The sequence below is a fragment of the Streptomyces sp. NPDC060028 genome, assembly GCF_042736725.1.
GTDB lineage: Bacteria > Actinomycetota > Actinomycetes > Streptomycetales > Streptomycetaceae > Streptomyces.
This window is the reverse complement of record NZ_JBHWVJ010000016.1, coordinates 38,133-57,085: the sequence shown is the minus strand read 5'-3', so window position 1 is coordinate 57,085 and position 18,953 is coordinate 38,133. Positions and strand designations below refer to the sequence as shown.

Below are 18,953 nucleotides of genomic sequence, written 5' to 3'. Positions count from 1 at the left end.
CTCCCTGCCCGAAGGACACATCCATGAAGCCTGAAATCCACCCCGCCTACGGCCCCGTCGTCTTCCGCGACAAGGCGGCCGACTTCGCCTTCCTCACGCGCTCGACCGCCACCAGTGACAAGACGGTGGAGTGGGAGGACGGCAACACCTACGCCGTCATCGACGTCGAGATCTCCTCGCAGAGCCACCCCTTCTACACCGGCACCGCCCGCGTCCTGGACACCGCCGGCCGCGTTGAGCGCTTCCAGCGCCGCTACGGGAGCAAGGCGTGACCCTGCCCGTCGTCATCGTCAGCGGGCTCCACTCCGACACCCGCAAGGAGGTCGTGGACCGCCTGCTGCGTGCCGTCCCCGGCAGCGTCGCCCTCCACCACGACCTGGCCACGGCACCAGCGGGCACGGTGCTGCGGCTGGTGCGCGACGCCTCGGGCGAGCTGTCCCGAGGCGAGGCGCCGCTGTTCAACGACTGCGCCTGCTGTGCCCTGCGCGAGGACCTGATCCCCGAGCTGGAGCGGCTGGCCGACAGCGGCCTGACCCAGCTGGCCGTCGTCGAGCTCTGGGACTCGGTCGAACCCAAGGGGATGGCCGAGGTCGTGGTCGCACACGGCGCCGACGCACTCGACCTCACCGGCGTGATCACCGCCGTCGACCCCGCGCTCGTGCTCCCGTACCTCGTCAACGGCGACGACCTGGCCGACGTAGGGCTCGCAGCGGCGGCCTCCGACCAGCGCACCGTCGGGGATACCTGGGCACGGCAGCTTGAGTACGCGCCCGTACTCGCCCTCGTCGACAGCGATGACGCCGACGACGAGGACCGAGCCCTCCTGGCCCAGCTCCACCCAACCGCCCGCCAGGTGCCCGCCGGGTCCGGAGAACTCGCCGAGCTGGCGTTCGCCGGCTTCGACATGGAAGCGGCAGCTGCCGCCCAGCACCCGGCGTGCGCGCTGCTCCCCCAGGAGGCAGAGGAAGCGGGAGTCACCACCTTCGTCTGGCACCGGTGCCGCCCCTTCCACCCCGAACGCCTCTACGAGGCCCTGGAAGACCTTTGCTGCGCCGCCGCCCGCAGCCGCGGCCGTTTCTGGCTCGCGGACCGCCCCGACACCCTGCTGGCCTGGGACGCCGCCGGCGGTGCCCTGTGCGTGGAGAACGCCGGCCCCTGGCTGGCCTCCCTCCCGGACGCCGCGTGGGAATTGGTGCCGCCGATGCGCAGAGCGGCAGCCTCACTCGACTGGCACCCGGACCACGGCGACTGCTGTCAGCACCTCGTCTTCACTTCCCCCGGCCTCGACCGGCACGGCCTGGAACAACTACTGGAGTCCTGCCTGCTGACCGACGCCGAGTACGCGGCGGGACGCGAGGCCTGGAAGACGCTCCCCGCCACCTTCGACTCCCTCCTCGACCCGGTTTCCTGACCCTCCGGGACCGAGAATCTCCCTCCTCCACGACCTCCAAGGAATCCTCATGGCCCGTCGCCAGATCACTCACAAGCCGGTGAAATCCCGCCCCAACCCCCTTGACGCTGCGAAGATCACCTACATCGACTACAAGGACACTGACCTGCTGAGGAAGTTCATCTCCGACCGCGGGAAGATCCGCAGCCGCCGCGTCACGCGCGTCACGTCGCAGCAGCAGCGACGACTCGCCGCGGCGATCAAGAACGCCCGCGAGATGGCATTGCTCCCCTACGGAAGCAGCCGATAGGGATTCGAGACTTTCTCCTGGTGACTCCCCCTCGACGATGCTCGGAGAGGCTGCTGAACATGACGCTGCACAAGGCTCCCGAGTTCTTCCAGATCACCCGTCGAGGGGCAGTCACCGCGGAGCTGAGGCGGGAACTCATCGACTGCTGGACGGCGGTGGCCGGCACGAGGACCCCGTCCCGCCGCAGCCGCTTCGGCACTTCGCCAAAGTTCCTGGTCGACCTGATCGACACGCTCGAACGCTAACGGGGACCACATCAGCCCGGACGCGACGCGTCTCCGAACTCGCCCTCCACATCGGACAGCGCCGCACCGAGCGCCACCTGGACACCGCCGAGGACTGGGAGTCCTGGTGGTCGGATGCGGCCTGCGACCCGGAGCCGGCCCCCACTCCTTGCCCGGCACGACCACGGCCGGCATCCGCAGTGCGAAGGCAATGACCTGACGCTGTCAGGCCATTTGAGGCTGCTTCGCGGGGCCGGATTCAGTCAGGCAGGGTCCGTCTGGCAGTTCGGCCACAGCCACGTCGTGGTCGCCATCCGCTGAACCACACCACAGACTCACGCCCTTCAACCGAACAACCGGCCCCTCAGGGGTGTCCCGGGTGGCTCAGCTCGGCCACCGCCTCGGCCTGGTCCCAGACGGTCAGGAACGACATCCTCAAACAAGCGGCCAGCGCCGGGTGTTCGATGAACAGAGCGGTGGTGGCTCCGGTGCCGGCCATCGGGTCGGGCATGTCGCACAGGACCAGCGAGGCATCGGCGACGATCAGCTTCAGCGGAAGGTCCGGCGCGAACCGGGACTCCTCGCCCGCCTCGCCGAACCGGCGTACGTTCTCCAGCACATCCGCGTCGCCGAGTGCGTCATGGGTGTAGACGGCGCGGGCGGTGCCCCCGGCCCGGCGCAGCCTGCGGACGGTCCTGATGCCTTCCGTATTGGCTGCGGGGGCGACGAAGGGCGGTTTGCAGAAGCTGAGCAGCTCATGTGCGGCATGCTCCTGGATGCTCGCGAACCGTTCGGCGATCGCCTTGGGGTCGCGCAATACCTCGATGTAGTCGAGCGGGTCGGTGTGGGTCTGCCCGGCGGTCCAGACCGGGGTCAGCGCCGTGGCGAGGGCCGCCGATGCCTGGTCCAGTCGTTCCAGCGACTCCCTCTGAAGGGCCATCAGCCGGGTGAGGGCCAGCTCGGGTGACACGGCCGAGAACGCCGCGACCCGTCCGGGACGCGGGATGGCGAGGCGCCTTCGTATCAGTGCGTCGAGTACGTCATAGACCCGCTGGCGGGGGACTTGTGCCGCGCGCGCCACCTCCGCCGCGGTGTACGACTCCCTCGTCACCAACGCGAGGTAGACCCGTGCCTCGTAGCGTGAAAGCCCTAGCGCGACAAGGTCGTTGACCGCGCCGTCCTCCAACTCCATGACAGCACACGGTATACCCGTAGATCACTGACCGAAAGCAATCCTTTGCTTTTAGCGGGTATCCCCTTGGGCCTGATTCTCACTACGTTCTGCGGTGGCCACCACTGAACGTGGTGACAGCCAGATCAATGAACCAGTGCCACTCGTAGTCCGCGGCGTTCCCGCACACGCGAAGACATGTCATGGACAGGTCATTACGTGTGTGGGCCAATCCCACGCCGCGGGGATCCGACCCCCCATGGAGGGCAGTTCATTGCAATCGAAATCCACCAGCCGCGCCGGAAGACTGACCCGCCGCGCCGCGACGTCCGTACTCGGGGCCGCGGCCCTGATATCCGGCGGCTTACTCGCCGTCGCCTCCCCGTCGGCGGCCTCGACGGCGCCCGCCACGCCCGCCGCCTCCACCGCCCACACCCAGCGGCTCTGCTCGGAGCCGACGAAGCCCGGGTACATGTCCTGCCACGCGCTCGCCCGCACCGACCTCAAGCAGCAGCTCAGCCTCGCCCCGAACATCCTGCCGTCCGGCTACGGCCCCACCGACCTGCAGGGTGCGTACGCCCTTCCGGCCTCGGCCGGCGCCGGGGCGACGGTCGCCATCATCGACGCCTACGACGACCCGAACGCCGAGTCCGACCTGGCGACGTACCGCTCCCAGTACGGCCTCCCGGCCTGCACGACCGCCAACGGCTGCTTCAAGAAGGTCGACCAGAACGGCGGCACCAACTACCCGACCGCCGACTCCGGCTGGGCCGGCGAGATCTCCCTCGACGTGGACATGGTCAGCGCCGTCTGCCCGCAGTGCCACATCCTGCTCGTCGAGGCGAACCAGCCCTCCATGGCCGACCTGGGCGCAGCCGTCAACCGTGCGGTGACCATGGGGGCGAAGTACGTCTCCAACAGTTACGGCGGCGGCGAGGACTCCACCGACCCGAGCTCCGACGCCTCGTACTTCAACCACCCGGGCGTCGCCATCACCGTCAGCTCCGGTGACAGCGGCTACGGAGTCGAGTACCCGGCGGCCTCCCAGTACGTCACCTCCGTCGGCGGCACGTCCCTGACCCGCGCCGGCGGCACCTCCCGCGGCTGGTCCGAGTCCGTCTGGGGCGCCAGCTCCGGCGGCAACGGTGCGGGCTCCGGCTGCTCGGCCTACACCACCAAGCCGTCCTGGCAGACCGACAGCGGCTGCGCCAAGCGCACCGTCTCCGACGTCTCCGCCGTCGCCGACCCGGCCACCGGGCTCGCCGTCTACGACAGCTACCAGGCGAGCGGCTGGAACGTCTACGGCGGCACCAGCGCCTCGGCGCCGATCATCGCCTCCGTCTACGCCCTGGCGGGCACCCCGGCCGCGGGCACCTACCCGTCGGCGTACCCGTACGCCCACACCTCCTCGCTCAACGACGTGACCAGCGGCGCCAACGGCTCCTGCAGCGGCAGCTACCTCTGCACCGCCAAGTCCGGCTACGACGGCCCGACCGGTCTGGGCACCCCCAACGGCACCGCCGCCTTCGCAGGCGGCTCCACCGGCGGGAACACCGTCACCGTGACCAACCCCGGCAGCCGGTCCACCACCGTCAACACGGCCGCCTCCCTGCAGATCCAGGCCACCGACTCCGCCAGTGGCCAGACGCTCACCTACAGCGCCACCGGGCTCCCGCCCGGCCTGTCGATCAACGCCTCCACCGGCCTGATCAGCGGTACGCCGACCACCGCGGGCAGCTACAACGTGACGGTCGCGGCCAAGGACACCACCAACGCGAGCGGCAGCACCTCCTTCACCTGGACCGTCACCCCGACCGGCGGCGGCTGCACCCCGGCCCAGCTCCTGGGCAACCAGGGCTTCGAAACCGGCAGCGCCAGTCCCTGGACCGCCACCACCGGCGTGGTCGACAACGGCAGCGGCGAGGCCGCTCACTCCGGCTCCTGGAAGGCCTGGCTCAACGGCTACGGCTCCACCCACACCGACTCGCTCTCCCAGACAGTGACCATCCCGGCCGGCTGCCACGCCACCCTCAGCTACTACCTTCACATCGACACCGCGGAGACGACCACCGCGACCGCCTACGACAAGCTGACGGTCCAGGCGAACTCCACGACCCTGGCGAGCTACTCCAACCTCAACAAGAACACCGGCTACGCGCAGAAGACCTTCGACCTGTCCTCGTACGCGGGGCAGACGGTGGCCATCAAGTTCACCGGCACCGAGGACTCCACCCTGCAGACCTCGTTCGTGATCGACGACACCGCGGTCAGCACCAGCTGACCCGTACGTGAAGGACGGGCCCGGACCGCAGGCATCGGTCCGGGCCCGTCCGCCCATGAGGCGTTCAACGGACCACCACGGTGACCTGCCAGGCCACCACCGCGAGGCAGCGCACCCCGCCGGGCGGAGCAGGCGACGAACAGGCCGGAACGGCGGATGCCAGAACGGCCGTACCGGCCGACGCACCCCGGAAGACATAGTCCGAGACTTCGACCAACGCCGTCCCCGACACGGTCACCGGGGCGGCGGGCGTCCCCGGCAGCGACACCCGGACCGTACCCGGCCTCGCCAGGCAGACGCGATGGCCGTTGTCCGCCGCAGTGACGGTCACCTCGGTGCCGTTCACCGCCGTGGCGGTCCCACAGTCGACGCCGGCGGATGGCGGAGCCGTATCCCTCGGGTTCGACCCCGAGGGCATGACGCCCGAGCCGCAACCAGCCGTGAGCAGCAGCGCCGTCACGACCATTCCCGTCCATACCCGCATCCCACGATCTCCCCGCACCGCAGCACCGGCCACGGATGGGACGTAGTCCCCGCGACCCGGGTTCCATCGAACTCGATGACCGGTGCCGAGACTCAGTCGACATGGTGATGGAACTCACGCAACATTGAAGATCCGGCCCTGAACACCGTTGCGAGACGTCCCACCGCGCCCCGTCCGACCCACCACGGCCTCAAAGCCTGCCTCAGGGCCCGCACCTTGCTCCAGATCCCGGTTGTTGGCGGCGGCCACCTCGTGAGGATGGACCGAGATCCGGACCATTCCCGGACCAATCCGGCCCAGGGAGCGCCAGGAAGGGCCATTCCCACTGATCAGCAGCGGGCCGGGCGGGGTCTCGGCGGGCAGGACGAAGGTGACCTGGGTACGGTCCTTGAGCTGCTTGCGCTCCAACACGGAAGGGCTCCTGACGATAGGGGACTGTGTTCGCCTCATCCGGACGCGCCCGCGACCGGACTCGTCTTTCACCCTTGCGGCACTGAGCGACCAAATGATGCGCACCGTTACTGACCGTGTCAGCGTGGACCGACAAGACCTCCCAATCGCGAGGAGCTACCGTCACCGCGAGACGCCAGCGCATGGCTCCCGACGCGGCCCCGATAGTGACCTGACGCATATATACGCCGTTAGGCATCGGCCGGAGCGGCAACCTTCCCGGGCCGCCCGCCCCGGCATCCTCTCCCGGCGGGCCGTTCGGACCAGCCCAGATGGCGATGCTCAACCCCTCGGGTGACCGTGACGGAAGCGCCGACGGGCCTGTCGGCGCTCCGCTGCCCCGGCAAGAGGAGCCACACCCATGTCCGAACGCAACACCGTCCTGCGCAGCCTGCACGATGTGGGTCTGGCCGCCTGGTTCGGCGGCTCCCTGATGGGGGCGATCGGTCTCAACGGCGCGGCGAAGGCCCAGGGCGACAGCTGGGAGGCCGGCGCCCGGATCGCAAGCTCGGGCTGGGCCAAGTGGACGCCGGTCAACGCCGTCGCGATCGGCGCGCACCTGGCGGGCTCCAGCGGCCTGCTCGGCGCCAACGCCGCACGCGTCGCCACCCAGCAGGGCGTCGCCGCCTCCACCCTGGCCAAGACCGTCCTGACCGGCGCCGCGCTGGCCGCCACGGCCTACGCCCGCATGCTGGGCAAGAAGATCGAGCTTGCCTCCTCCGGGGACCCCCAGGACGCCGAGAAGGCCGACCGCCATCCGGTCGACACCGGCCAGGCCGAACGCCACCTGTCCTATGCCCAGTGGGCGGTACCGGCCCTCACTGGCGCCCTCTTGGTCCTCAACGCCCTCCACGGCGAGCAGCAACGCCCCGCCGAGCAGCTCCACGGGATGTGGCAGCGGGCCCGCACACTGGCCCCGCACATGAGCAACGGCCACCACTGGCACGTAGCGCACTGAGGACCGTGCCGGCCAGCAGGAGGACCGGTCGGCGCCGGACGCGGGAGCGTGCCGGAACCTTCGACGGCTACTCCCCTACATCGGAGGGGGCCGGTGGGTCGGCGGCTCGCGGCCGTCCGAGGGGCATCAAAGGGTATGCCGTCAGGTAGCCGCCGCGAGCGGGCAGGTATCCACCCGTCCCAATGAGCGGGCGGCATCCCGCGGTCCCCACCGGAAGGAACCCTGCGCCATGTCCCAGGTCAAGGAATCCATCAAGGTTGACGTCCCCGTCCGCACCGCCTACAACCAGTGGACCCAGTTCGAGACGTTCCCGCTGTTCATGGACGGTGTGCAGCGCGTCGAGCAGGTCGACGACACCCTCACCCACTGGGTGACCAAGATCGGTGGGGTGGACCGGGAGTTCGATGCCGAGATCACCGAGCAGGTCCCGGACGAGCGAGTCGCCTGGGTCACTGTGGGCGGGGAGACCGAGCAGTCGGGCGTCGTCACCTTCCAACCCATCGATCCCACCCACACCGAGGTCACCCTGCGCATGGACTTCGACCCCGAAGGAATGGCGGAGAACATCGCCGACAAGCTCGGATTCATCGACCGCCAGGTCACCGGCGACCTCAAGCGATTCAAGAAGTTCATCGAGGAGCGCGGCACCGAGTCCGGCGCCTGGCGCGGCCAGGTCTGACCCCGCCCGGCACAGCGGCCGTTCGACCGGTTCTGGGTGTGTGGGCGGAAGTCGCCGAAGCGCTGGCGCAAGAGCGCGGCCACTGCGCCGCTGTATGCCCGGAACCGGGTGGCCTGCCCCCAGCCTGGCCTACGGGGGCTCAGACCGACTGCGATCGGCCGGGCAAGGACCAAAGAGGGATGATGGCAAGAGGCGGTGACGCCCGAGTCCTTCTGGAGGCTGGCTGCGCCAGACCGATTCCAGCGCGGCACCTCCGACCGGATTCGCAACCGCCGCGTGAACGAGCGGACGGGGGACGAGGTCGAGCTGGACGACATCGTGAAGGGCTACGACGTCGGCGGCGAGTACGTCCTGGTCGAGCCGAAGGAGCTGGACGAGATCGCCCCGGGCCGCTCCCGCTCCCTGGACATCACCGGGTTCGTCGACCTCTCCAAGGGGGACCCGATCTTCTTCGAGAAGACGTACTACCTCGGCCCCCGCGGCACGGGCTTCGACAAGGTCTAGAGCCTGCTTGAACAGGCTCTCGCGAAGGCCGGCAAGGCGGGATGGGGAGCGCCGTAGGCTGGTGGGACCGCCTGCTCCGTAGGTGACAACCGGATCCCGACCGTCACCGATGAACGCGACGACGCCCCGCCAGCGGCTGAGGGCCGCCTGCGGGGCGTCGGATGTGGGCGGCTCAGACCGGGCGGATGTTCTCCGCTTGCGGGCCCTTCTGGCCCTGGGTGACGTCGAACTCGACCTTCTGGCCCTCCTGGAGTTCGCGGAAGCCTTGGGCGGCGATATTGGAGTAGTGGGCGAAGACGTCGGCGCCGCCACCGTCCTGCTCGATGAAACCGAAGCCCTTCTCGGCGTTGAACCACTTCACGATGCCCGTAGCCATGCTGTTCTCCTCGACGTGCGCAGCCGCTGGCGCCCGCACTGCGCGACCGCCGTGCCCGACCGGCCTCGCCCGATTGCAGTCCCGGACGGTGAGACGCCCGTGACCGCGAGCCCGGGCCGGCAACGGCTCGGAACCACGACTGCTCCTGGTGACCACGCTATCGCCCCGAGATCCTGCCCCGCAAAGGACACGGGCCCGCAAGTCACCGCGGGTTTCCAGCAGATCCAGCGCATACGAGTGTCGGGCGCCGCTCCGCCGGTGTGGCGGGTACCCGGACGAAGGACATCGGGTGTGTTCTGGTCCGGCCTGGTCGCCCCGGGAAGGGCGGCTGCGCCTTACCGCCCCCCGCCCCCTGGGCTTGCCGTCACGTCGCCGGCCCCCCGGGGCGGGGAGAGCGAGCCCCGAAGTGGGCTGCTCCGACGTCACCCCACACCCCGGTCAGGATCGCTGTCCTGGCCTGTTGTCCGGTGGCGTGCACGATCCGTCTCGTAGGCACGCTGAAGGGCCCCTCCGCGCCGGGGACCCCTCGCCAAGTCGGTCGGTCCTGCTCTGGAGACAAAACGAGTCTTCCGGTGCGGACCCCGGTGCGCTCGACCGATCGCGCCTCTCGCCGAGACGTCCGGGACTGCCACACTTGTGGTTCGGTCATCTCGCGGGGTAAGCCCGCAACCCCCGGAGGCTGATGTGACACGTGATCGGATCGGGCTGGCGGAGGTGCTTGCGGCGGCAGAGGCTGCCGCTCCGGTGGACTCTCTCGAGGTCGTCGCGCGCAACCTGCGGGACCGGTTCGGCGGGTATCCAAGACGGCTCCAACGCTGTGATCACACGCCAGCCACGGCAAGGTCATTCCATCATCGACCAGCGGGAGAGCGTGCTCGCGCAACAAAATCAAGCGGTGGCACCCAGCAGATCAGCGACGCTATCCCCATGACTGAACACCTGGTGACGAGAGGGTGCGTCCATGCGGCGGCCGGTGGCTTGCGTGCTGTCTCCCCGGCTTGACCGACTGATGGTCAGAGCCGGATGCGCGTACCCGGGACACCTCCATGTTTCCTTCCCGGTCGCCAGGTAAAGCGGTTGGCGGGACGATGGAAGGACCGATCGAGGTCACCCTGGGCTGCCACCGGCGGGGCGGGGCCAGTCGAGGATGCGGGGCCCCGGCCCATGAAACGGCCCGGCCCTCCCCGCGCGAATTGTCTGTGAGCTGCCGGACGGGAGAGAGAACAATGAACCGACGTGTCAGCCTCGCTGTGCTGGCGCCTGTAATGGTGTCGTCGCTGGCGCTGGGCTCAGTGGCATTCCTGGGGGAACCAGCCCAGTCCGCGGTGCCCAGCGCTTCGTGCAGCGTGTCACAGAATCCCCAGAAGCCGGATGGCTTCGATGTCAAGGGTGAGGGGTTCACGCCAGGAGAACGCGTGGTCATCCAGGCCCAGAATGGTGAAGGGCTCAGATTGACCGCGACGGCTGACGGGACGGTCTCGATCGCCGGGATCCCTAAGGAGGCCAGTCCATTCACTATGAAGCAGGGCGATGGGCCCAAGATCACGTGCGGCACGGTCAAGGAGGCGGAGCAGAAAGGCGCTCAGGACGAGTACCGCAAGGGCTACAGGCAGGGAGTTGCCGATACGAAGGCGGACTGCAAGGCTGAGCCGCCTAAGCATGGTCTTGCCCCGCTGGACCCGAACTACGAGAAGGGCTACAACGCAGGCGCGGCAGCCGCACTGGCGCAGTTCTGCAAGTGAGTCGGCGAAGCGTCAGGCCGCCGCGTGCTGCGCATGTCGTCGTCCACGCGGCCGCCCCTACGCGCCAGCCGATCACCCCGGCAGCCAGGAGGTGCTGCTTGGTGTAGCCGATACGGAGCAGCTCTTCCCTGGCTGCTCAAGGGTATCGACGGTGGCGGCAATCCTTCGACGCCCTGCTTGAGCTGGCTGGCGGGTGCTTTTCGCGATCGGGGAATCCGTGACGCGGAGGGGCCTCTCATCATGACGAGGGGCTCCTCCGGCTTTACACGCCGCTCCGTACGCTGACGGGATGTGCGACATCCCGTGAGTTCCCCTGAGCTCAGCTGAGTCGCTGACCCCGTGGCCAGGGCGTTCTTCCTCCTTCGTGTGTTCTGTCGGCCTGTGACGTAACTTCGGGATTCTTGAAGCGTTCTCATCTCGTCCGACCGTTCCGCAGTCGGGCCGAAGGCGAGGAGGCTCGGGTTGGCGGCGCTGGCAGTCGTACGGGACCTGCGTGAGCACTGGGCGCCCGCATCGGCGGAGGAGCTGGAGCGGTTCGAGACTGACGTGCTGTCCGGGTTCGTCCTGGCGCGGGCCTCGGCAGGGCTGGCGGACGGCACGATCCGCGGGGACGTCGGGCACCTGGATCAGATCCGGTCTTGGTTCGGTCGGCCGCTGTGGGACATGGAGCCCGCCGACGCGGACGCATACTTCGGAAAGGTGCTGCGACACTCGCCCAGCGGCACCCGGCTGGGCCGGTCGCAGGCGTTGAGCACGTACTTCGTGTTCCTGGAGCTGCGGCACAAAGTCGAACTGCACCGGATGACCGGCCGGGTGGTCGAGTGCCCGATCGACGAGATGAACCGGCCGCGCGGGGCAAAGGACGCCCAACTGCGGATCCCGCCGAGTGAGCCGGAGATCGGAACGCTGTTCACGGGCTGGGGCGGCGAGCTGGCGACCTGCCGGAAGTTCGCCCCGACTGCCCGGAACTACACCGCTTCGAAGCTGATGTCCCAGGTCGGCCTGCGGGTGAGCGAGGCATGTGGCCTCGACCTGGGCGACATCAAGTGGGACCTGGGCCGCTTCGGCAAGCTCCACGTTCGCCACGGCAAGGGCGCCCGCGGCTCGGGGCCTCGTGAGCGGATGGTGCCGCTGATCAACGGTGCCGACCGGACGCTGCGGTGGTTCATCGAGGACGTGTGGGGCCAGTTCGACGACGATCACACCCGGCCCGGCGCCCCGTTGTTCCCGAGCGAGCGGAAGAATGCCGACGGTTCCGCCCGTCGGGTCGGCGACGACGCCCTGCGCAACGGTCTCGACAACGCGGTCGAGGCTCATCTGCCGGGCTGGATGGACAAGTTGACGCCGCATGTTTTGCGGCACTTCTGCGCGTCCCAGCTCTATGGGAATGGGCTGGGCTTGCTCGCGATCCAGGAGGTTTTGGGGCACTCCTGGATCGCCACGACGATGCGGTATATCCACGTGCAGCAGACCCGGGTCGAGGATGCCTGGGTCGCCGGGATGGAACGGGCCGCGAAGCGGCTGGAAGGACTGGCCCGATGAGGTGGAACCTGCGGCTGACTGCCGCGAACAAAGGTATCTGGAAGGCGTCCGAGCTCCAGCGGAGCCTGGCCGAGCACGGCCTGGTGATCTCGGCCGGGAAGATGTCCGGCCTGTGGTGCGGCCAGCCGGTCTCGCTCAAGCTGGAGGACCTGGACGTGATCTGCGTCGTGCTCGGCTGCGAGATCGGCGACCTGCTGATCCCGGAACCGCAGAAGGTCATCCGCCCCGGCGAGGAGAACGTCACCCAGACCGCTGTCGGAGCCGCCGGACCGGTTCCGGCGGTGGTGCCCAAGCGCCGCGACGGCCGGTCGCTGCCGCCTGCATGAGCCGGTATCCGAAGGGCCGCAAGCCCACCGACTCCTGCGACGGCTGCCTGGCCTGGGGCAACTTCAGCGGACGGCTCTGCCCTGCCTGCTACATGTTCGGCCGCAGCCACGCGACGGCAGTCTGCGCCGGCTGTCGCCGCACCCAGCCTCTGAAGTGGGATTACTGCCGTCTGTGCTGGTGCCAGGCCCGGCTGGGCACCCAGGCCGCTATCGACCGGTCGGCCGCCGAGGCCGACGTGAGGGCCCGCCTCAACGCGGCCCAACACCACCAGCTGTTCTTCATGGGCATGCACCACCGGAACGGATCGGCATCCGCCCATCGGCGGCGCGGCGGACGGCGGGGCGCCCCTCGAAAGCCGCCGCCCGCGCCAGCCTGGCGGCCAAATGCCGACCGGAGACAGCTACCGCTGTTCGCACAGATCCCCCGTGACTACAGCCGGCTCGCCCTGGCCGACGCCGACCTGGCCAGCCCGTGGTTGGCCTGGCCAAAGTATCTCGCCCACCGGCTCGCCGAGACCCGCGGCTGGGGACGCAACATCCGCTTCGCCGTCAACCGCGGCCTGGCCCTCGTCCTCACCGGCTACGTCGAGAACGACGTCATCCGGCACACGGAGATCTTCGCCCCGCTGCGGGCCCTGGACCTGCCGGTCGGCCACACCGTCACGGTCCTGGACGAGATGGGGATCTTCGAGGACGACAGCGAACCCTCCTTCGAACGCTGGCTCGCCGAGAGGCTGGAGGGTCTCACACCCGGCATCCGCTCGGAGGCCGAGCGCTGGACCCGCGTCCTGCGCGACGGCGGCCCCCGCAGCCTCCCGCGACGGGAAGGAACGGTCTGGCTCTACCTCAACCGAGTCCGCCCGGCTCTGCTGGAATGGTCGAACCCCTACGACCACCTGCGGGAGGTGACCCGCGACGACGTCCTCACCTACATCAAGACACTGCACGGCCACCAGCGCCACGACCAACTCGTCGCCCTGCGCTCGCTGTTCACCTGGGCCAAGCGGAACGGGCTGATCTTCCGCAACCCCACCAGTCGGATCAAGGTCGGGCAATACGAGTACGCCGTGCTGCAACCGCTCGTCCCAGAGCAGGTCGACCGCTCCGTCGCGGCGGCCACCACCCCGGCGACGCGACTCATCCTCGCCCTCGCAGCGGTCCACGCCGCCCGGGTCGCCCAGATCGCCAACCTCATGCTCGACGACCTCGACATCGGCAACCGTCGGCTGACCATCGCCGGACGTGTCCGCCCGCTCGACGATCTCACCCTGAAGCTGCTGCTGGACTGGCTGGAGCACCGGCGAAACCGGTGGCCGAACACCGCGAACCTCCACCTACTGATCAACAACCAGACCGCCACGAAGGCCAGCCGCGCCAGCAACCACTGGATCAGCGCCGCGATGCGCGGGCAGGACGCGACGCTGGAACGGCTCCGCGTCGACCGCCAACTCGAAGAGGCCCTGACCCACGGGCCCGACCCGCTCCACCTCGCCGAGGTGTTCGGGCTCGACGAGAAGACCGCGATGCGCTACGCGGACTCCGCACGGGCACTGCTGCACCAGGCCGCTGAACAGCCACTTCAGTGAAACCTGCTTGCCGGTCCACGCTTTTGCTGAGGATGAGCACGCGAGGCAGAGTCAGCATCCGGGGCCGATCGGCGGAGACGACGTCAAGGCGAGGGCAGCGTTCCGCAGCTGGGCCGCCCACGTCTGCTGGTCAAGCCCCAACGTGTACTCGATGCAGCAATCGCACTGCGGGATCAGCGCCACGAAGGCTTGCTCCGCCGCAGTCTCGGCCTCCGTCTCCCACCAGTCGTCCGTCGCCACCTCGGCGGGAGTCATCTCTCCGGCGATGAGTCTCGCCGCCATCCGCCGCAAAGCGTGGCGCCGTGCCAAACCCCGATCCGGCAGCCCGATCCCGGCCTCGGCAAGTGCTTGCTCGAACGCTTCGCGAATGTCGCGGGCATCCGCGTTGCGAGGCCAACCGGCGAGCTCGCACAACGTCGGGGTGTCCAGTCCGGCTGCGAGCGCCTCAGCAGCGATCATCGGTAGCTCCTCCGGGCGTATCTCATCCGCCTGATATCGACACGCCACCTCACCCAGGGACGTGAGTCCACTCTGGACGGAGGTTTCCGGTTCCGGTGTCGTTCCTTCTGCTCTCATGACTCCTACGGTGTCAGCACCGTTTCCGGGAGGCACCCAGGGGTGGGTCGACTCCGCACCCACCCCGCGTGTTCGCCTGAACCCAAGGCGTGAACCCCTAGAGCACGACCGTCCGTCCTCGAGTTCCCGCGAAAGGCCCTTCAGTTTCCGTGAACCCACGGGCCTCATGGGGCTTGAGGAACATCCATGTCAGATCGTGCGCTAAGAAGCCGTATCTCAACCGATCTTGGAACGTGTAGGTCGAACAGGGTCCTTGATCACCTTCGACGGCCGACTCTCAGCGGCCCGTCAGTGGCCCAACCACCCTGGTTACACCGTTCGATCGATTGACAGACCCTCTCTGGTCATGCCCCATCTGGGACGTCGGCGACATCTTCAACCACAAGCAGTCCGTGATCGTCCCGAGCTGAGGTGGTCGGCTACGCAGGGGTCAGTGCGGGGGCACGGCCCCGGTCATCGGCCGGCGCTGGAGCAGACGGAGACCGTCGGCGACGAAGGCCCACTCCAGGTCCTGCGTCCCGCCGAAGACCTGCTCGCAGCGGGCGGTGAGTTCCCGCAGGCTCTCCAACCGCGTGTCGTCGAGGCAGAGTCGGTGGATTCGGTCGGCGGGGACCGGGACCTGGCTCGTTCCGCCGGCCGGCGCGGGCTCCACGGCCAGGTCCTTCATGCCCGCCGCGCGCTCGATCACCCGGCCGTCGCGGCGGACCCGGTAGTGATCCGGTACGACCAGGCCGCTGACCACGGCTTCGCCCAGGCCCCAACTCGCCTCGATCACCAGGACGTCGGAGCCGTCGAGGGGGTCTCGGGAGAACAGGACTCCGGCGCACTCGGGTACCACCAACTCCTGTACGACCACTGCCACTCTGGGCCGGCCGGGCAGCCCGAGCCGCTCACGGTAGGCGAGCGCGGCGGCCGAGTGCGCCGAATCTCTCACCATTCGGACCGCCTCGGTCAGCCCGTCCGGACCCCGTACGTTGAGACAGGTGAGGTGCTGTCCGGCGAAGCTCGCCGCGGCCGAGTCCTCGCCCAGCGCGGATGAACGCACGGCCAGTCCGCCGCCCTGCAAGTCGGCGGTCGACACGTGCAGGGCGGCGAGCGCCTCGTCGTCGCCTGCTGCGACGGCGTCGACGAACAGCCATTCCAGGGCGATTCCTTCCGGTACCGGTAGACCCGCCCGGGTGGCGGCCGCGAGCTGCGAGGTTTTGCCGCCGTACCGGCTCTCGTCGGTGGCCAGGCGGAGCGGCACGGGGGCGGACCACGTGCTCGGCGACAGCGGACCCGTCATCGGACCACCGCCGCCTCTCCGGCCCGGCCGTCGACCCGCACCCAGGCGCCGTCGGGTATCACCGCCGTTGCATCCGTGCATCCGACGACGCCGGGGATGGCGAACTCCCGGGCGACGATGGCGGCGTGGGAGAGCGCCCCGCCGCGATCGGTGACGATCGCGCCGAGCAGTGGCAGGACGATGTTGAAGGCCGTGGTGGTCGCGTCGGTGACCAGGACGTCGCCGGGCTGGATGCGGTCGAACTCGGGCACGCCGCTGATCACCCGTGCCGTGCCCTCGTACACGCCCGGGCTCGCGCCGAGCCCGTGCACGGTCCGCCCCTCGGTCCGGGCTGCCGGGTTGGTGAACATGGCAAGGACGACGGCCCCGAGGGCGCGTTCCAGGCGTGCCGCGGCGGGCGGCAGCCAATCGGGCGGCAGCGGGTCGCCCGGCGGCGGACCCAGCATCGGCGGCGCGTCCGCGTACCGGGCGTGGTCGCGGTAGTGCGCCCGGGCGGCGAGTTCTGCGGCGTCGGGCCCGGAGCCCGTACGGACCAGGGCGCGCAGCTCGGCGTAGCCCGCCTCGGCCAGGTGGGCGGGTGCGTGGATCCGGCCCTGCTGGGTGAGCCGCCGCCCGGCCGCCAGGATGGCGCGCCGGGTGAGGCCGATGGCCGGCAGGTCCGCGCACGACCCGCGCTCGTCGCGCAGCCGGGAGACCAACCGCGCCTCGGCGAGCAGGTCGTCGAAGTGGGAGCGGTGCGGTGCGGGTACGGCGTCGCGAAGGTCGGCCGCCGCGTCGGCGCGCTGGTCGGCGCGGGCGTCCGCCTGGGGCCTCGTCGAGCAGGAGACCGCCGAGCGAATGGCCGCGAGCACGACGGCGGGCAACTCCGCCACGCAGGGATCGCCCACGTCCTCGCCATTGACGGGGCGCCAGCCCGCCGTCTCCAGGTACTCGGCGAGGGCGGTACTCGTACGTCCCGCGACGGCCCCCAGCGCCGCCAGCAGCTCCTGGGGTCGCGCCGGGGAGGCGAGCAGCTCGCTCGCCCGGGGGTCCGCTGCTACGGCAGCGGCCAGCTCGGCCAGTTCCTCCCGGTCCGCTAGCGGGTCGGGGCTCGATCCGGCCAGCGGGGCCAGGATCTCGCCGGTGGTGCGCCCGGTCCACTCCTGACAGTGTGCGAGCAGATCGCCCATCGGCAGCAGTGCCGGCATGTTGAACAGGTGGTGCAGGTAGCCGGCTCGGCGCTGGTGCTCCCGGCACCGGTCGAGGTACGCGAGCAGACCGCCGGTATCGAGGAGAGTGGGCTCGACCTGCTGTAGTTCGCGCCGCTCGCGCTGTAGCCCGGGTCTGACCTCCTCGTCCCAGCGGCGCAGGTCCTCGCGCCACAGCTTGCGCTCGAAGACGGTCGCGCTGGTCGCGAGCCTGGTGCGGATCTCGGGATGATCGGCGGCAAGGCGTTCCCAGACCTCTGTCGGCGGGTGGTCTGTGGCGTCCGGCGGGGCTCCCAGCGGCTGGGGATGGTAGTAGCAGAAACCGTTGACGAAGGCCCAGTCCAGCCGTTCGAGCAGCGACCCGTACCGGCGGAGGCTCTCTCCGAAGCCGCGGTGCAGCTCCTCGATGAAGATCTCGGCGTGGAACCTGGTCACCGGGCGGGTGAAGTGGGTCGGGTCCAGGAACCAGGTACCCGGCCCCGGTGGAGCGAAAGTGCGTTCCGTGGCGATGCTCATGGCTCTCCTCCTCGCCGGTCATCTGCCCGGGTCGCGTAGCGGGCCGTCCGGGTCTCGCCGCAGCTCGTCTGTGAGCACCCGCACCGCCCAGGCGGCGGCCTTGCCGGCCTCCGCCCCGTCGAGCCCCGCCTGCAGCCGCATGGCCTGCCAGGCCGGGGCGCTCACCAGCAGGTACACCACGGCGACCGCGCGGCGGCGGGCTACCGGGTCGGCCTCCGCCGTGAGCTCGGCCAGCGCCGCCTCCACCGAGTGGAACCGGTGCCTGCGGCCCTGCTCCCGCAGCGGCCGGGCCGCTTTGGAGTTCAGCATGGCGAGGATCAGTGGCGCGTGCTCGTCGTACGAGCGGTAGAGCTCCGGCGCCACGCGGCGCAGCCCGTCCAAGGTGTCCGGATAGGACTGCATGAGCACGTGCAGATTCTCCTGGGCCCACCCGCTCCAGGCCGCGAAGAGCGCCTCCCTGGTCGGGAAGTGCCGGTAGACGGTGCGGACGGCGACGCCTGCGCGCTCCGCCACGAGCGGGATGGTCAGCTCCTGGACGCTTTCGTCGGCGATGGCCTCGGTGAGCGCGGCGAGGATCAGCTGCCGGGTCTGCTCAAGCTGCCCGGCACGCAGCGGACTCTCGTACGCGCGCTTCTCTTTCATGGCACGTTGACAGTACTCCAATTCACGCTAAACTGTCAAGAAATGATATAAATCTTCCCTCAAGGAGGGATGGAGGCCGAGAGAGATGTTGGGCGGACATCCGGTTCTCGCCATCCTGCCCGCCGCCGATCTGGACCGGGCCAGGGCCTTCTACCACGACCGCCTGGGCTCACGCCGGCCCAGGAGATCAGCAGCACCCTGACGTACGAGTCGGGCAGCACCCACTTCGTCCTCACCACCAGCTACGGCAAGAGCGACGGGGGGACCCAAGCATCCTGGGTGGTCGACGACATCGATGCCGAGGTTGCGGCCCTCAAGTCGCGTGGCGTCACCTTCGAGGAGTACGACCTGCCGGGCTACCGAACGGTTGACGGCGTCTGCCGGGTTGAGGGCGTGGGCCGCGCCGGGTACTTCAAGGACAGCGAGGTGAACCTGCTCGGCCTGGTCCAGTTCGGCTGACCGCCTCGGTTCTCCGGCGGTCCCTACTGAAGTGGAGGTCGAGTGCCTCCTTACCGGTCCACTACTCGACGATCACCTGCGATGTGCAGGTTGGGTGTCAGAAGCCACATCTCAACCGATCTTGGAACGTGCAGGTGAACAGGGCTCCTGGTCGGGTGATGTTCCGGTTGTACGTGCATGAAGGCAGGGCCTCTTGGTAGCTCGGGGGTGCGAACCAATCCGAGCAGCTCCAGGAGGCCCTGTTGTCGCTGTTGTACGCGCCCGC

Annotated in this window: 21 protein-coding genes; 13 read left to right on the top strand and 8 right to left on the bottom strand. The window is 69.3% G+C overall.

What is annotated here, in order from left to right:
* Positions 1-23: 23 nt before the first annotated feature.
* The 4 genes from ACFWBF_RS11290 to ACFWBF_RS11275 are packed head-to-tail and all read left to right on the top strand — an operon-like array spanning position 24 to position 1,945.
* Positions 24-272, top strand: a complete 249-nt coding sequence (locus ACFWBF_RS11290; RefSeq protein ID WP_385598701.1) for a type B 50S ribosomal protein L31 — start codon at positions 24-26, stop codon at positions 270-272.
* Positions 269-1,411 carry a CobW family GTP-binding protein gene (locus tag ACFWBF_RS11285; RefSeq protein WP_385598698.1) on the top strand — a complete coding sequence of 381 codons (1,143 nt, stop codon included), beginning with the start codon at positions 269-271 and terminating at the stop codon, positions 1,409-1,411. Before ACFWBF_RS11290 ends, ACFWBF_RS11285 begins: the two co-directional genes overlap by 4 nt.
* A 49-nt stretch (positions 1,412-1,460) precedes the next feature.
* Positions 1,461-1,700, top strand: a complete 240-nt coding sequence (gene rpsR / locus ACFWBF_RS11280; protein ID WP_385598695.1) for a 30S ribosomal protein S18 — start codon at positions 1,461-1,463, stop codon at positions 1,698-1,700.
* A 59-nt stretch (positions 1,701-1,759) separates the two neighbouring features.
* Positions 1,760-1,945, top strand: coding sequence for a hypothetical protein (locus ACFWBF_RS11275; RefSeq protein ID WP_385598692.1), 186 nt, complete (start codon positions 1,760-1,762; stop codon positions 1,943-1,945).
* Between the two features lie 343 nt (positions 1,946-2,288).
* Here ACFWBF_RS11275 and ACFWBF_RS11270 read toward each other — a convergent pair whose 3' ends face one another.
* Positions 2,289-3,116: a TrmB family transcriptional regulator gene (locus ACFWBF_RS11270; protein WP_385598689.1), complete on the bottom strand. Its 828-nt coding sequence runs from the start codon at positions 3,114-3,116 to the stop codon at positions 2,289-2,291.
* A 253-nt stretch (positions 3,117-3,369) separates the two neighbouring features.
* On the opposite strand from ACFWBF_RS11270, the gene ACFWBF_RS11265 reads away from it, so the two are divergent.
* Entirely contained in the window at positions 3,370-5,376 is a 2,007-nt protein-coding gene (locus ACFWBF_RS11265; RefSeq protein WP_385598686.1) for a putative Ig domain-containing protein, read from the top strand.
* A gap of 64 nt (positions 5,377-5,440) precedes the next feature.
* Here ACFWBF_RS11265 and ACFWBF_RS11260 read toward each other — a convergent pair whose 3' ends face one another.
* Positions 5,441-5,722 carry a hypothetical protein gene (locus tag ACFWBF_RS11260; protein WP_385598684.1) on the bottom strand — a complete coding sequence of 94 codons (282 nt, stop codon included), beginning with the start codon at positions 5,720-5,722 and terminating at the stop codon, positions 5,441-5,443.
* Between the two features lie 252 nt (positions 5,723-5,974).
* Positions 5,975-6,271 (bottom strand): hypothetical protein, encoded by a 297-nt coding sequence (locus tag ACFWBF_RS11255; RefSeq protein WP_385598681.1) that lies wholly within the window; start codon positions 6,269-6,271, stop codon positions 5,975-5,977.
* Positions 6,272-6,671: 400 nt separating this feature from the next.
* Between ACFWBF_RS11255 and ACFWBF_RS11250 the strand changes: the two genes are divergently transcribed.
* The 3 genes from ACFWBF_RS11250 to ACFWBF_RS11240 all read left to right on the top strand — a co-directional run bounded on the left by ACFWBF_RS11250 (position 6,672) and on the right by ACFWBF_RS11240 (position 8,451).
* The gene (locus tag ACFWBF_RS11250; RefSeq protein WP_385598679.1) at positions 6,672-7,268 is read left to right on the top strand and encodes a hypothetical protein; all 597 of its coding nucleotides are present in this window, start codon (positions 6,672-6,674) and stop codon (positions 7,266-7,268) included.
* Positions 7,269-7,497: 229 nt separating this feature from the next.
* Positions 7,498-7,947 carry an SRPBCC family protein gene (locus ACFWBF_RS11245; protein ID WP_385598677.1) on the top strand — a complete coding sequence of 150 codons (450 nt, stop codon included), beginning with the start codon at positions 7,498-7,500 and terminating at the stop codon, positions 7,945-7,947.
* 195 nt (positions 7,948-8,142) lie between these two features.
* On the top strand, positions 8,143-8,451 hold the full coding sequence (locus ACFWBF_RS11240) for a Ku protein (protein WP_385598674.1): 309 nt from the start codon (positions 8,143-8,145) through the stop codon (positions 8,449-8,451).
* 172 nt (positions 8,452-8,623) lie between these two features.
* Here the strand turns inward: ACFWBF_RS11240 and ACFWBF_RS11235 are convergent, their stop codons facing one another.
* Complete coding sequence (locus ACFWBF_RS11235) at positions 8,624-8,827, bottom strand: cold-shock protein (protein ID WP_383803288.1); 204 nt, start codon at positions 8,825-8,827, stop codon at positions 8,624-8,626.
* 1,226 nt (positions 8,828-10,053) lie between these two features.
* Here ACFWBF_RS11235 and ACFWBF_RS11230 point away from each other — a divergent pair.
* The 4 genes from ACFWBF_RS11230 to ACFWBF_RS11215 all read left to right on the top strand — a co-directional run bounded on the left by ACFWBF_RS11230 (position 10,054) and on the right by ACFWBF_RS11215 (position 14,023).
* A complete protein-coding gene (locus tag ACFWBF_RS11230; protein WP_385598670.1) occupies positions 10,054-10,569 on the top strand; it encodes a hypothetical protein in 516 nt (171 codons plus the stop codon).
* A 462-nt stretch (positions 10,570-11,031) separates the two neighbouring features.
* Positions 11,032-12,111: a tyrosine-type recombinase/integrase gene (locus tag ACFWBF_RS11225; protein ID WP_385551825.1), complete on the top strand. Its 1,080-nt coding sequence runs from the start codon at positions 11,032-11,034 to the stop codon at positions 12,109-12,111.
* Positions 12,108-12,437 (top strand): helix-turn-helix domain-containing protein, encoded by a 330-nt coding sequence (locus ACFWBF_RS11220; protein ID WP_385598666.1) that lies wholly within the window; start codon positions 12,108-12,110, stop codon positions 12,435-12,437. Before ACFWBF_RS11225 ends, ACFWBF_RS11220 begins: the two co-directional genes overlap by 4 nt.
* Positions 12,434-14,023 (top strand): hypothetical protein, encoded by a 1,590-nt coding sequence (locus ACFWBF_RS11215; protein WP_385598663.1) that lies wholly within the window; start codon positions 12,434-12,436, stop codon positions 14,021-14,023. The genes ACFWBF_RS11220 and ACFWBF_RS11215 overlap by 4 nt, the downstream gene beginning before the upstream one ends.
* Before the next feature lie 51 nt (positions 14,024-14,074).
* Here ACFWBF_RS11215 and ACFWBF_RS11210 read toward each other — a convergent pair whose 3' ends face one another.
* The 4 genes from ACFWBF_RS11210 to ACFWBF_RS11195 form a co-directional block, all read right to left on the bottom strand.
* Complete coding sequence (locus ACFWBF_RS11210) at positions 14,075-14,482, bottom strand: hypothetical protein (RefSeq protein ID WP_385598660.1); 408 nt, start codon at positions 14,480-14,482, stop codon at positions 14,075-14,077.
* A 547-nt stretch (positions 14,483-15,029) separates the two neighbouring features.
* The gene (locus ACFWBF_RS11205; RefSeq protein ID WP_385598657.1) at positions 15,030-15,884 is read right to left on the bottom strand and encodes a PEP/pyruvate-binding domain-containing protein; all 855 of its coding nucleotides are present in this window, start codon (positions 15,882-15,884) and stop codon (positions 15,030-15,032) included.
* On the bottom strand, positions 15,881-17,587 hold the full coding sequence (locus ACFWBF_RS11200) for a PEP-utilizing enzyme (protein ID WP_385598654.1): 1,707 nt from the start codon (positions 17,585-17,587) through the stop codon (positions 15,881-15,883). Before ACFWBF_RS11200 ends, ACFWBF_RS11205 begins: the two co-directional genes overlap by 4 nt.
* A gap of 18 nt (positions 17,588-17,605) precedes the next feature.
* Entirely contained in the window at positions 17,606-18,229 is a 624-nt protein-coding gene (locus tag ACFWBF_RS11195; protein WP_385598651.1) for a TetR/AcrR family transcriptional regulator, read from the bottom strand.
* Between the two features lie 279 nt (positions 18,230-18,508).
* On the opposite strand from ACFWBF_RS11195, the gene ACFWBF_RS11190 reads away from it, so the two are divergent.
* Positions 18,509-18,688, top strand: coding sequence for a VOC family protein (locus ACFWBF_RS11190; RefSeq protein ID WP_385598648.1), 180 nt, complete (start codon positions 18,509-18,511; stop codon positions 18,686-18,688).
* Positions 18,689-18,953: the final 265 nt, after the last annotated feature.

Bases quoted from the DNA above. Each gene is read 5' to 3' on its own strand.
- ACFWBF_RS11290 (WP_385598701.1), top strand. From the start codon at position 24: ATGAAGCCTGAAATCCACCCCGCCTACGGCCCCGTCGTCTTCCGCGAC.
- rpsR (WP_385598695.1), top strand. From the start codon at position 1,461: ATGGCCCGTCGCCAGATCACTCACAAGCCGGTGAAATCCCGCCCCAAC.
- ACFWBF_RS11275 (WP_385598692.1), top strand. From the start codon at position 1,760: ATGACGCTGCACAAGGCTCCCGAGTTCTTCCAGATCACCCGTCGAGGG.
- ACFWBF_RS11270 (WP_385598689.1), bottom strand. From the start codon at position 3,116: ATGGAGTTGGAGGACGGCGCGGTCAACGACCTTGTCGCGCTAGGGCTT.
- ACFWBF_RS11250 (WP_385598679.1), top strand. From the start codon at position 6,672: ATGTCCGAACGCAACACCGTCCTGCGCAGCCTGCACGATGTGGGTCTG.
- ACFWBF_RS11245 (WP_385598677.1), top strand. From the start codon at position 7,498: ATGTCCCAGGTCAAGGAATCCATCAAGGTTGACGTCCCCGTCCGCACC.
- ACFWBF_RS11235 (WP_383803288.1), bottom strand. From the start codon at position 8,827: ATGGCTACGGGCATCGTGAAGTGGTTCAACGCCGAGAAGGGCTTCGGT.
- ACFWBF_RS11230 (WP_385598670.1), top strand. From the start codon at position 10,054: ATGAACCGACGTGTCAGCCTCGCTGTGCTGGCGCCTGTAATGGTGTCG.
- ACFWBF_RS11220 (WP_385598666.1), top strand. From the start codon at position 12,108: ATGAGGTGGAACCTGCGGCTGACTGCCGCGAACAAAGGTATCTGGAAG.
- ACFWBF_RS11215 (WP_385598663.1), top strand. From the start codon at position 12,434: ATGAGCCGGTATCCGAAGGGCCGCAAGCCCACCGACTCCTGCGACGGC.
- ACFWBF_RS11210 (WP_385598660.1), bottom strand. From the start codon at position 14,482: ATGATCGCTGCTGAGGCGCTCGCAGCCGGACTGGACACCCCGACGTTG.
- ACFWBF_RS11205 (WP_385598657.1), bottom strand. From the start codon at position 15,884: ATGACGGGTCCGCTGTCGCCGAGCACGTGGTCCGCCCCCGTGCCGCTC.
- ACFWBF_RS11200 (WP_385598654.1), bottom strand. From the start codon at position 17,587: ATGAGCATCGCCACGGAACGCACTTTCGCTCCACCGGGGCCGGGTACC.
- ACFWBF_RS11195 (WP_385598651.1), bottom strand. From the start codon at position 18,229: ATGAAAGAGAAGCGCGCGTACGAGAGTCCGCTGCGTGCCGGGCAGCTT.